Raw genomic sequence first — 11304 nt, forward strand, 5'->3', positions numbered from 1 at the left:
ATGCGATCGCTTTTCTATCACTTCATCCACATTTTCCGGCGTGATCCCAAAAGCTTTTGCCCTCAACCCATCTGCTAACGCCGCTTCTCTTGCTTCCTGCTTCCTCATCTCCCTCATCTCCCTCATCTCCCTCATCTCCCTCATCTCCCTCACTCCCTCATCTCCCTCATCTCCCTCATCTCCCTCATCTCCCTCATCTCCCTCACTCCCTCATCTCCCTCATCTCCCTCATCTCCCTCACTCCCTCATCTCCCCCTGCCCCCTGCCTCCTTCATGGTACTTGGGCGATCGCTCGGCGAATTTTGTGCCAGATTAACCCTGCGACAATCAACCCTAAACCTACTTGCCAAATCGTAGATTCTACCCAGAAAGCGAGGAAAAGGCAACTTACTAGACCTAACCAACCTACCCATACAGGATAGAGTCGCTCTGATGGCGTAAGACGCAAGGCGGCGAAGCTGGTAATTGCGTAATAAATTAAAACACTAAAGGCACTAAACGACCAGGTAGTTTTGACATTACCCAACAGTACTAATAGAGCGATCGCTATTCCTACAAATATCACAGCCCAGTATGGGGTTGTCTGTTGTTGGTTAAGCCGCGCTAAGAATTTTGGAGCATCTGAACGCCGTCCCATTGCCAGTAACACACGAGATAAGCCCAAAATCAGGTTCAATAGTACGCCTAGCATGGCTGTCACCGCACCAATCCCTAAAACCAAAGCACCACCGGAACCGGCAACGCTGCGGACTGCCACTTCTAGGGGCGCTGCCGTCTGCCCGGTGCTACTACCCAAGACATCTGCCCCCACAGCCCCAATACCAACTATCGCCACTGCCATGTAAAGCAACATTGTCAGCAGCAGACAGACAATCATCGCTTTAGGAATCGTTTCCCTTGGGGAGCGTGCCTCCTCTCCCATTGTGGCAATGCGCCCATAACCTGTGTAGGCGACAAACATCAAGGCGCTAGCATGAAGTACTGCTGCTGGGGAGGTTCTGAAAAAAGGTGTCAAATTCTCAATTCCCACTTCGGCAGCACGGGGTAGACAAGCCAGGATAAAGAAGCCTAAAGATAGCAGCGTTACCGACACAATCACCGTATTGGTAACATTAGAGCGGCGGATACCACTTAAGACAACCAACGTCATTATCACTACAGTTAAGAGAGCTGTAGGAACTACCCAACTGGAACTCAAACCCCCAGTATTCAGTAAGTAACCAGCAAAACCTAAAGCGGCGGTTGCGGCTGAGGCAGTCTTTGCTACCAAAAACATCCAACCGGCGGTGAAGCCCAATGCGGGGGTAAGATATCTGTAACCATATTCATAAGTGCCACCACTGACAGCATGATTAGCTGCCAACTGGGCGCTGTTGAGTCCATTACAGGTGGCAACAATTGCCCCAATTGCTACCGCCAAAATTACCGCAGGCCCTGCAATCCCTGCTGCAATCCCGATAGTGACAAATACACCCGTCCCGACAATCGAACCCAGTCCCATCAAGGTTGCACCAACAACCCCTAACTCTCGTTTCAGTTGGGGTGGAGAATTTGTGGCGGACATCTTTGATCTCCCTGTTTAGATTGTAAGATGTAGTGTTCATCAGTGAGGATATCACGACAGAAAGGTTTGCAGATAATCATAATTTTGATCCCAATTTAAGTCAGCATAGATTTTATACCAACTAAATTGGTACAAAATTAGCGATCGCACTTAATATTAAGTAACAAATTGTTTTGTCCCTACAAAAAATAAATATTTATGTAGTTAAATGTATGGGATTAGTTGACGAATTCTCTATAAAAATCAAGAAAATCCTTCCAAAAAAAATATTTTTATTAAAACAACACATCGAATTGATACTTGGTAGAATCATACCAAGAATAACCAAAACTGATAACATTATGCCAAGAAAAGAACAAGGATGGGTTACATTTCAAACCTCAGAGGACGAGCGGAAGATTCTGGAGGAGTTCTGCGAACAGTCTCAACGCAGTAAGACTGAGATTCTGCGAGAACTCGTGCGTAGCCTTAATCAGCACTCATCAGCACCGATATCACCACCAATTCAGCAGGAGAAACAGGAATATATTTACACTCAAAAGCCTGAGATAGAAAGTAGTATTCAAAAGAAATCACTAAAAGTTAGCTCTCGCAATATTCTTAAAGGTGTTATTAAACGAGTTGTTTATGGAGCAGTTAATAGTGAGGTGACTTTAGAGATTATTCATAAAGTAGAATTAACCTCGATTATTACTAGAGCTTCCGCAGAAGAGTTGGAACTATCTGAGGGAAAAGAAGCTTATGCGGTCATTAAATCTAACGATATTGTCATTGCTAGAGAATAGAAATACCTTGACTTTAGGCGTTGGACATTAAAAAGATGAATTATCACCACTAAAATTTTTGATCTGGGAAATCTGCAAGATAAATTAAGTATATATATCATCAAGAGATGACTTTTGCTATTAGCAAGGAACTTCAGTTCCTTGCGGGGCATGGCTTTTACGTTAATTTGACACCTATGCACCGCGATGCTAACCTACAGATGTTGACACAGATAACATTTGTATGCTCCTACGCTTGCACGACAAAATCTGATGCACTCAGAGTTGGCGAACCAGTGAGAGTTGCAAATAGACCGCCACTGCCAAAACCTGCTACACTGCCATTTTGGTTGTAGAACAACTGGCCACTCACAGCGTCGTAGATAATTTTCGCCGTGCTAGTCGCCCCGGAACTGGTGATTTTAAAATCACTCTTCTTGCTAAAACCTGTTCCTGGAGTTGAAGCGATCGCACTAAAAGTAGTTTTATCTAGAATAATCTTATCACCTTCGGAACTGTTGAAATCAGCGATCACATCTACACCAACAGCACTCAGGACAAAAGCAGCATCGGTGTTCTAAAGGAATTTGTCAGAACCTACACCACCAACCAGAATATCATTGCTTACACCACCCACAAGAGTATCATTGCCGAATCCACCGATGAGAATATCATCACCTGACCCGCCTCGCAACAGGTCATTGCCACTCAAGCCATTGATAATATCATTACCCCCTTGACCATTAATCACATCATTGGAGTTATCAAAACCTGCGATATTATTGTTTAAGTCATTGAGGAAGGTGACAGTGTTTTTGTTGAAAATGCTAGCTTGAGTAGAGTTGGCATTCAAGACATCAAAGCTGTCGGCGATGTTGCTTTGCCTATTAAACAGGATATTGCCAATCGCAGGGCTTGCTTGAGAAGCAAACAGATTATCGAGGTTTTCTAATTTGAAGTTTTGCAGAATGACTTTGGTAGAAGCCACATTTTCAAAGGTAACTTCTGAGTTATTACCATTTTGAGTTAATTGCAGATTTTGGGCAGTTAAACCAATACCTGTAAATTGCAAGGTGTCAAAATTTGCAATGACTTGTGCTGAAGGATTTATACCTTTACCAACGCCACCAAAATCGGTGATAATGTCATTGCGATCGCCAAGGCGAATAAAAAAATTATCTTGACCGCCGTTGCCTGTTAGGGTATCGTCACCAGTTAACCCATCGATGATATTGTTGGTTGGTGAACCAAATAATTTATCTGCACCACGAGTTCCAGTCAGGTTGACAGAGGTGTTGCTACTAGGAATATTCGTTCCCCCAAACACCACATAGCTTTGCCCAGCACCTAGTGTCCCAATAATCAGGTCGTCAATGCCATCGTTGTTGATGTCCCCCGCATTGCTGACTGAGATGCCTGATTGGTCATATACTGCAATGCCGTTAATGAAAAAGCCATTAGTGCCATTCAAATCAGAGAGGTTGAAGGTGCCGCCACTGCCCAGATTCCTCCCCCCAAACACTACATAGCTTTGCCCAGCATTAGAGATGCCGTTGGGGGAGGCAACAGGTGTCCCAATAATCAGGTCGTCAATGCCATCGTTGTTGATGTCCCCCGCATTGCTGACTGAGGAGCCTGAGTAGTCATTTGCTGCAATGCCGTTAATGAAAAAGCCATTAGTGCCATTCAAATCAGAGAGATTGAGGGTGCCGCCACTGCCCAGATTCGTCCCCCCAAACACTACATAGCTTTGCCCAGCACCGTTGCCCTTGGGAGAGGCAGTTGGTACCCCAATAATCAGGTCGTCAATGCCATCGTTATTGATGTCTCCCGCATTGCTGAGTGACCACTGTGAAAAGTAATTTTTTGCAATGCCGTTAATGAAAAAGCCATTAGTGCCATTCAAATCAGAGAGGTTGAGGGTGCCGCCACTGCCCAGATTCCTCCCCCCAAACACTACATAGCTTTGCCCAGCATTACGGGGGTTGCCACCTACTGCCCCAATAATCAGGTCGTCAACGCCATCGTTGTTGATGTCCCCTGCATTGCTGACTGAGATGCCTGAGTAGTCATATGCTGCAATGCCGTTAATGAAAAAGCCATTAGTGCCATTCAAATCAGAAAGGTTGAGGGTGCCGCCACTGCCCAGATTCTTGCCCCCAAACACTACATAGCTTTGCCCAGCTTCAGAGTTGCCGTTGGCGGAGGCATACCCTGCCCCAATAATCAGGTCGTCAATGTCATCGTTGTTGATGTCCCCCGCATTGCTGACAGACCAGCCTGAGTTGTCATTTGTTGCAATGCCGTTAATTTTAAAGCCATTAGTGCCATTCAAATCAGAGAGGTTGAAGGTGCCGCCACTGCCCAGATTCGTCCCCCCAAACACTACATAGCTTTGCCCAGCATAAAAGTTGCCGTTGGGGGAGACAAGTGGTACCCCAATAATCAGGTCGTCAATGCCATCGTTGTTGATGTCCCCCGCATTGCTGACTGAGGAGCCTGAAGAGTCATTTGATGCAATGCCGTTAATTATAAAGCCATTAGTGCCATTCAAATCAGAGAGGTTGAGGGTGCCGCCACTGCCCAGATTTGTCCCCCCAAACACTACATAGCTTTGCCCAGGAAAATCTTTGCCGTTGTCATGGGCATATGCCCCAATAATCAGGTCATCAATGCCATCGTTGTTGATGTCCCCCGCATTGCTGACTGAGTAGCCTGAGTTGTCATCTGCTGCAATGCCGTTAATTATAAAGCCATTAGTGCCATTCAAATCAGAGAGGTTAAGGGAATTGAAGAATGAATTAGCCATGATTTTCTCCTGTGTTTATTTATTGTTAGTCAGAGAGTGGGCCAGGGCTATTTCATTCTCATCTAGTCCGCCTCAGAATGAATTCTGAGTCTAATAGCGAAAGTCGTCTAAAGACGACTGAGAAAAAGTTCTAGTCCGTTTTAACGGACTTTAGCTAAAAGCCTGTGAACTTCAGTTCTGGGCGGTTTCTGTCTAGAACGAAATAGCCCTGGGGAGTGGGCTTTAAGGTTCTAAGCTTGAAGTTCCGTGTTCATGAAAAGACAACGGACAAGCAAAGGACCAGACAAGGGGATATTTCCCGTTATCCCCTTCGATGACTTGCACTATTTAAGAATTGCCAATTGACTGCTACTTCCACAACCAGGTAGGCTTTGGGTTTGTAGAATAACCGCTTATTCACTGTATCGTAGATAATGCGATCGCTATTACTACCCTCTAAAATTGGACTGCACATGATAATTCGTAATTCGTAATTCGTAATTCGTAATTAAGAAATTTAATTAGGAATTATGTTAGTAGCAGTCTTTGGGTATCATTTAGTCAAAGGACTTGACTTTTAAATCTTTAAAATACTTTGATATCCTTTAAAACACTTAGATACTCTGATGAATATGTAAGTAGTGTCAATAGGCTAAATGTAATTCTGGTAAAGTTATAGTTAACTTTATAACGTGCAAAGTAAAGTTTTTGTGTAAGCGTAGCCCGCACTTCTCTACGAGACGCTGCGCGAACGACAAGCTCAGTGACCATCGTAGATATTGCTCTCTCCAGATTGTGTACGTATCTATCTAAAGATATAAATTATTGGTGAAAAATGAACATTACACGGGGATATGAAAGAGAACACGGAGATTTATCTTTGCCTCTCAGAATCTCTGCGTCTTCTTTGACAGCATTCTCTTCACTAAAGTTTTCTCATTTCGAGTCGTGTAAACTCTTTGAGTACGGTAAACCGTATTTGCTCGTTAGTTCCCAAAGATTAATTTAATTGTTAAGTTTAGTTACATAAATAAAAAAATGCTGCAAACATTGCTAAACGGTAGAAATTATGAGAATCGGTAATATCCTTGAGGAACAAGACAAATTCAACGACTTTACGCGTAGCCCATCGCCTAGTTTGGGCAGGTACGCCAGCACCTTGGATGTACATCAGGCAAGAATATACGCTTGGTTTGACTAAGTATGCCGAAAAGCTCAATGGTCGCTTGGCGGTGATTGGGTTTATATCTCTTATAGCTTTGGAAATCTTGACTGGTGTTTAATCAAGTTTCTTGAGCTAAGTCAGAAATAAGATTTAATTAACATGGTTATGAAAGCTACAGATCAATTGGTGCATTTTTTAGAACAAGAGTTGGGTATTTCTGGTGGAGCAATTTCTCTTGCTTTGCGACATTGTGAGCAGACCCCCAACTTTCTGGCTATGACCCTCTGGCAGTATGGACTGGTAACACTGGATCAGTTAGCCCAAATTTTTGATTGGTTGGAAACAGTATAAGCTGCTGCTTCAACTATTTGGATGGTAAATAACAGACTTTCTGTGAAAGTCACATTCTCAACAGTTTTCATTTTAAGGATTAGTAACATCAATGCCAATTAAAGAACAGCCTAAGTCACCTCGGTTTCGGATCATTGCTAATATATTACTGGCAGTATCAGGGCTATTTTTGCTCTTAAATTTATTTTTGCCTGGTTTATTTGCTTCTGGCCCGAGTGGTGTTCCCTATAGCTTATTTATTCATCAAGTACAAGAAGGGGAAGTTAGCCGCGTTTCCGTTGGTCAAAACCAGATTATTTACCAACTAAAAGCAGAAAATGCCGAGCCGCCCCAGGTGTTTGCAACTACACCAATCTTTGATTTAGAGTTACCTAAACTGCTAGAACAAAAGGGAGTTGAATTTGCTGCTACACCTCCACCGAAGAATACTTGGTTTACAACTCTTTTAAGTTGGGTGATTCCACCACTGATTTTTATTGGTATTTGGCAATTCTTTGTCGCCCGTGGTGGTGGTGGTGGTCCCCAAGGTGCGCTTTCCATTGGTAAGAGCAAAGCTAAGGTTTACGTTGAAGGCGAATCAGCTAAAATCACCTTTGCAGACGTGGCTGGGGTAGAAGAAGCGAAAACTGAGTTAGTGGAAATTGTGGATTTCCTCAAGACTCCGGCACGATTTACGCAAATTGGCGCTAGGATTCCTAAAGGTGTATTGTTAGTTGGCCCTCCGGGTACTGGTAAGACACTTTTAGCGAAAGCCGTAGCAGGAGAAGCAGGAGTTCCATTCTTCAGTATCTCTGGTTCGGAGTTTGTGGAATTGTTTGTCGGTGTAGGTTCTTCCAGAGTGCGGGATTTGTTTGAGCAGGCAAAGAAACAGGCTCCCTGTATTGTATTCATAGATGAATTGGATGCGATTGGTAAATCTCGTAGCAGTAACGGCTTCTACGGTGGTAACGATGAGCGAGAACAGACCCTCAACCAGTTACTAACGGAGATGGACGGATTTGCAGCTGGGGATGCAACGGTGATTGTACTAGCAGCTACCAACCGCCCCGAAAGCCTTGACTCTGCATTGCTACGTCCAGGCCGCTTTGACCGCCAGGTGTTGGTAGATCGTCCCGATTTATCTGGTCGGGAAGCAATTCTCAAGATTCACGCTCAAAAGGTAAAATTAGGAGATGATGTGGATTTAAGAGCGATCGCTACTCGTACCCCTGGTTTTGCTGGCGCAGATTTGGCAAACTTGGTGAATGAAGCGGCATTATTAGCAGCTCGCAATCTCCGTGAAAGCGTTGCTCAAGAAGACTTTGCCGAAGCAATTGAGCGGGTAGTCGCCGGTTTAGAGAAAAAGAGTCGAGTGATGAACGAGACTGAGAAAAAGATTGTTGCATACCATGAAGTTGGTCACGCAATGGTCGGGGCCCTAACAACAGGAAACGGTCGCGTAGAAAAGATTTCGATTATTCCCCGTGGAATGGCAGCTTTGGGCTACACTCTGCAATTACCAACTGAAGACCGCTTTTTGATGAATGAAGATGAACTGCGGGGTCAGATTGCAACTCTATTAGGTGGACGTTCCGCCGAAGAGATTGTGTTTAACAGTATTACAACAGGTGCTTCCAACGATTTGCAACGAGCAACTGACTTGGCAGAACGGATGGTAACAACTGATGGTATGAGCCAAGTCTTAGGGCCACTGGCTTACCAACAAGGACAACAATCGATGTTTTTGGGTAATGGCGCTAGTAATCCCCGGCGGGCGGTGAGTGAAGACACAGCGAAAGCTATTGATAGCGAAGTCAAGGAAATCGTAGAAACAGCCCACGAACAAGCCCTAGATATTCTTAGACAGAATCGAGACTTGCTAGAAGCGATCGCTACTCAACTCTTAGAAACAGAAGTCATTGAAGGCGAAAAACTGCACAGTTTGCTGGGTCAGATTAAACCTGTAGCTAATTCGTAATTACAGCAGTTTTCATGTATTTGAACCACATCTATCGTAGGGGTAAAGCGCATTGCTCATACGTGTCAACTTAACGTAAAAGCCATGTCCCGCAAGGAACTGAAGTTCCTTGCTAATAGCGAAAGTCATCTTTTGATGACTAAATAATCCGAAAAATTTTTAGTCTACTTTAGTAGACTTTAGCTATAAGCCGCTGAACTTCAGTTCAGGGCGGGTGAGGAAGCCAACAGTTAAGCCATTTCTAGCTTACAGCGCTTTTCAAGTAATTGAACTACACCACTCCCTACTCCCTACTCCCCACTCCCCACTCCCCGTCTCATCTGTGGTCTAAATACCTGAAAAATGCTGTAAGTTGACACCAATGAGCATTGCTAAACCCCTACCGCGTGGTCTATTTACCTGAAAATAGCTGTAAGAAAGTCAGGTTTTAAACTCAAAGGTACGCAGAGAATAACTTTGCGTACCTCTGCGTTACTTTGCGTTTTTAATACTCTAGAACAGAAGGATCAATTTCTCGACTCCAAGCGGTAATTCCGCCTTTGACATTCGTCCCAACAATCCCAACTTCTTTGAGAATAGCGAGGGCTTTTGCCGATCGCCCGCCCATCTTACAATGAGCAATTAAGCGGTGACCGTTTAATATTTCCTTCACCTTCGCAACGCCATTGCCATTTTCAATGTCTGGTAAGGGTACTAACACTGAACCAGGAATTTTGGCAATGTCGTACTCATTGGGATTGCGGACATCTAGCAGTACAAAATCCTTCGCACCACTATCAAGCAACTCCTTCAAATCCTTAACGGTCATTTCTTGCATTTCCATCTGCTGTTTAGCCTCCTCTGCCTTAGCTTGGGGAATTCCGCAGAATTGTTCGTAGTCTATCAGCTTTTCAATCACTGGGCGAATCGGGTTAGGACGCAGCTTCAACTCCCGGAATTTCATATCTAAGGCGTTGTATAGCAGCAAGCGTCCACTTAGGGTATTACCTTGTCCCAGAATAATTTTGACAGTTTCCGTTGCTTGAATTAAACCAATAATTCCGGGTAAAATTCCCAATACGCCACCTTCTGCACAAGAGGGAACCATCCCTGGTGGTGGTGGTTCTGGGAAAAGGTCACGATAATTTGGCCCACCTTGATAGTTAAATACAGTAGCTTGTCCTTCAAAGCGTAAAATTGAACCGTAGACGTTGGGCTTATTCAGCAATACGCAGGCGTCGTTAACTAGATATCTAGTGGGGAAGTTATCAGTACCATCCACCACGATATCGTAAGGTTGAAGGATTTCCAGGGCGTTTTCGGAAGTTAGGCGGGTTTCGTATAAATCAACCTGACAATAGGGGTTAATTTCGTAAATGCGGTTTTTTGCCGATTCAATCTTAGGTTTACCTACCCAGGATGTACCGTGGATTACTTGGCGTTGTAAGTTGGAAGTATCGACAACATCGAAATCGACAATCCCGATACGTCCAATACCCGCCGCCGCCAAATATAAAAGTAGTGGTGAACCTAGTCCACCTGTACCGATACACTGGACACTGGCAGCTTTCAGGCGCTTCTGTCCTTCTAATCCTACTTCCGGCAAAATCAGGTGTCGGGAGTAGCGTTCGTAATCGTCTTTGGTCAACTGGATTTCTTCCAGATTGGGATTGAGCGACATACCATGTACCAATAGTTTCAAGGTTTAATCTAGTAATTCTAGTATTAAAATAGTAATTTAGTGCCTAGAAGTAAATTTAGGTACTTCTATTAGCTGTTTTTTACTAGTAATACTCTAGTTTACCACTAGGCTCGTGTACTGTATCCCTAGCTCACTTGTATTAGCAAAGAGTCTCAATCTCACTATCTTAGAGAACTTCAGACGTATAACCTGTATTGAAAGATTGATATTAATTTTTATTTTTAAAATATCAAAAATAGAAACATAAAAAACTCCCTTCATCCTAAAAGGGAGTTAGCTAAAAAAGATTAATGGATAATTAGTGACTCAGCAACCCGATAGCCATTTCAAGATACATTTTCGCTTTATGCAAAGCTAGCAGTTTCTCTTGGGTGTATGTTTTGATTTCGAGTTCCGAACGTGTAAACATAGAGTTACCATTCCTTAAAAGTGGTATCGGTGGTGAACTGTTTTGCTGACTGTTATCACCACCGATTAAAGAGTGTAATTATTTGTATACAGACAATTCAAGCTTTATTTAGATTTCGCAATAATGCCAAACCCTAAAGGAAGTCCTGAAAATTTAGAACCGATACAACCAAAGGGCGAGGAACCCATGACAGCTAATATCAGTTTTAGATGCACTGAATCAATGAAAGAAGCGGTCAAAGCACAAGATGACCCTCCTGAATTTTGTAGAGAAGCTATTCAAAAAGCACTGGATGAAAAGAAAGGAAGGCAACAGTAAATTTAAATTATATTTTCAATTGCCTCTGCTTGGAACTGATGAGTATCATCAAGGCTCCAGCTTTGGAGTTCTCCAGCTTTGCCGTTTTGGACGGAGACTATTATATACGAGTATCCTTGCCAAGCGTAAAGGCGATCGCATTCTGAAGGGATAGCAGGATGATCTGGGTGGGAGTGAAAAATGCCGATAATGTTGAGCGATCTGTTGCGTGCTTCCCTTTGTGTTTTTAACATAACTTCGGGTGCGATCGCATATTGCCGTCTTTTACTTTCTGCTGTGCGTTCCCCTACAAACTCAGCCGTCGCTT

The 11304-nt window shown here is 43.7% G+C and carries 11 protein-coding genes and 1 pseudogene; 5 read left to right on the forward strand and 7 right to left on the reverse strand.

What is annotated here, in order from left to right; genetic code table 11:
• Together LC574_RS08260 and LC574_RS08265 are read right to left on the reverse strand one after the other, a co-directional pair.
• A pseudogene (locus tag LC574_RS08260) lies at positions 1-117 on the reverse strand (glycerate kinase); the annotation flags it as partial.
• Positions 118-271: 154 nt separating this feature from the next.
• Complete coding sequence (locus LC574_RS08265; protein WP_229452767.1) at positions 272-1564, reverse strand: APC family permease; 1293 nt, start codon at positions 1562-1564, stop codon at positions 272-274.
• A 341-nt stretch (positions 1565-1905) separates the two neighbouring features.
• Between LC574_RS08265 and LC574_RS08270 the strand changes: the two genes are divergently transcribed.
• Positions 1906-2349 carry a molybdopterin-binding protein gene (locus LC574_RS08270; RefSeq protein ID WP_229452769.1) on the forward strand — a complete coding sequence of 148 codons (444 nt, stop codon included), beginning with the start codon at positions 1906-1908 and terminating at the stop codon, positions 2347-2349.
• A gap of 229 nt (positions 2350-2578) precedes the next feature.
• Here the strand turns inward: LC574_RS08270 and LC574_RS08275 are convergent, their stop codons facing one another.
• The 3 genes from LC574_RS08275 to LC574_RS08285 form a co-directional block, all read right to left on the reverse strand.
• The gene (locus tag LC574_RS08275; RefSeq protein WP_229452771.1) at positions 2579-2863 is read right to left on the reverse strand and encodes a hypothetical protein; all 285 of its coding nucleotides are present in this window, start codon (positions 2861-2863) and stop codon (positions 2579-2581) included.
• Between the two features lie 42 nt (positions 2864-2905).
• Positions 2906-5137: an integrin alpha gene (locus tag LC574_RS08280; protein ID WP_229452772.1), complete on the reverse strand. Its 2232-nt coding sequence runs from the start codon at positions 5135-5137 to the stop codon at positions 2906-2908.
• 301 nt (positions 5138-5438) lie between these two features.
• Positions 5439-5591: a hypothetical protein gene (locus tag LC574_RS08285; RefSeq protein WP_229452774.1), complete on the reverse strand. Its 153-nt coding sequence runs from the start codon at positions 5589-5591 to the stop codon at positions 5439-5441.
• 613 nt (positions 5592-6204) lie between these two features.
• On the opposite strand from LC574_RS08285, the gene LC574_RS08290 reads away from it, so the two are divergent.
• The 3 genes from LC574_RS08290 to ftsH4 all read left to right on the forward strand — a co-directional run bounded on the left by LC574_RS08290 (position 6205) and on the right by ftsH4 (position 8589).
• Positions 6205-6399: a hypothetical protein gene (locus LC574_RS08290; RefSeq protein ID WP_229452776.1), complete on the forward strand. Its 195-nt coding sequence runs from the start codon at positions 6205-6207 to the stop codon at positions 6397-6399.
• 47 nt (positions 6400-6446) lie between these two features.
• Positions 6447-6632: a DUF2949 domain-containing protein gene (locus LC574_RS08295; protein WP_229452785.1), complete on the forward strand. Its 186-nt coding sequence runs from the start codon at positions 6447-6449 to the stop codon at positions 6630-6632.
• 91 nt (positions 6633-6723) lie between these two features.
• Positions 6724-8589, forward strand: a complete 1866-nt coding sequence (gene ftsH4, locus LC574_RS08300; RefSeq protein ID WP_229452787.1) for an ATP-dependent zinc metalloprotease FtsH4 — start codon at positions 6724-6726, stop codon at positions 8587-8589.
• A gap of 484 nt (positions 8590-9073) precedes the next feature.
• Here the strand turns inward: ftsH4 and moeB are convergent, their stop codons facing one another.
• Positions 9074-10249: a molybdopterin-synthase adenylyltransferase MoeB gene (gene moeB, locus LC574_RS08305; RefSeq protein WP_229452800.1), complete on the reverse strand. Its 1176-nt coding sequence runs from the start codon at positions 10247-10249 to the stop codon at positions 9074-9076.
• A gap of 553 nt (positions 10250-10802) precedes the next feature.
• Between moeB and LC574_RS08310 the strand changes: the two genes are divergently transcribed.
• On the forward strand, positions 10803-10997 hold the full coding sequence (locus LC574_RS08310; protein ID WP_229452789.1) for a hypothetical protein: 195 nt from the start codon (positions 10803-10805) through the stop codon (positions 10995-10997).
• Between the two features lie 2 nt (positions 10998-10999).
• Here the strand turns inward: LC574_RS08310 and LC574_RS08315 are convergent.
• Positions 11000-11304, reverse strand: a 305-nt coding sequence (locus LC574_RS08315) for a Mov34/MPN/PAD-1 family protein (RefSeq protein ID WP_229452798.1), incomplete at its 5' end; no start/stop codon positions are given.

Origin of the sequence: Nostoc sp. CHAB 5715, from assembly GCF_020829685.1 — a bacterium.
Taxonomy (GTDB): Bacteria; Cyanobacteriota; Cyanobacteriia; order Cyanobacteriales; family Nostocaceae; genus Nostoc.

Excerpts from the sequence above, each read along its gene's own strand:
- LC574_RS08270 (WP_229452769.1), top strand. The coding sequence starts at position 1,906 with ATGCCAAGAAAAGAACAAGGATGGGTTACATTTCAAACCTCAGAGGAC.
- ftsH4 (WP_229452787.1), top strand. The coding sequence starts at position 6,724 with ATGCCAATTAAAGAACAGCCTAAGTCACCTCGGTTTCGGATCATTGCT.
- moeB (WP_229452800.1), bottom strand. The coding sequence starts at position 10,249 with ATGTCGCTCAATCCCAATCTGGAAGAAATCCAGTTGACCAAAGACGAT.
- LC574_RS08310 (WP_229452789.1), top strand. The coding sequence starts at position 10,803 with ATGCCAAACCCTAAAGGAAGTCCTGAAAATTTAGAACCGATACAACCA.
- LC574_RS08285 (WP_229452774.1), bottom strand. The coding sequence starts at position 5,591 with ATGTGCAGTCCAATTTTAGAGGGTAGTAATAGCGATCGCATTATCTAC.
- LC574_RS08295 (WP_229452785.1), top strand. The coding sequence starts at position 6,447 with ATGAAAGCTACAGATCAATTGGTGCATTTTTTAGAACAAGAGTTGGGT.
- LC574_RS08265 (WP_229452767.1), bottom strand. The coding sequence starts at position 1,564 with ATGTCCGCCACAAATTCTCCACCCCAACTGAAACGAGAGTTAGGGGTT.
- LC574_RS08280 (WP_229452772.1), bottom strand. The coding sequence starts at position 5,137 with ATGGCTAATTCATTCTTCAATTCCCTTAACCTCTCTGATTTGAATGGC.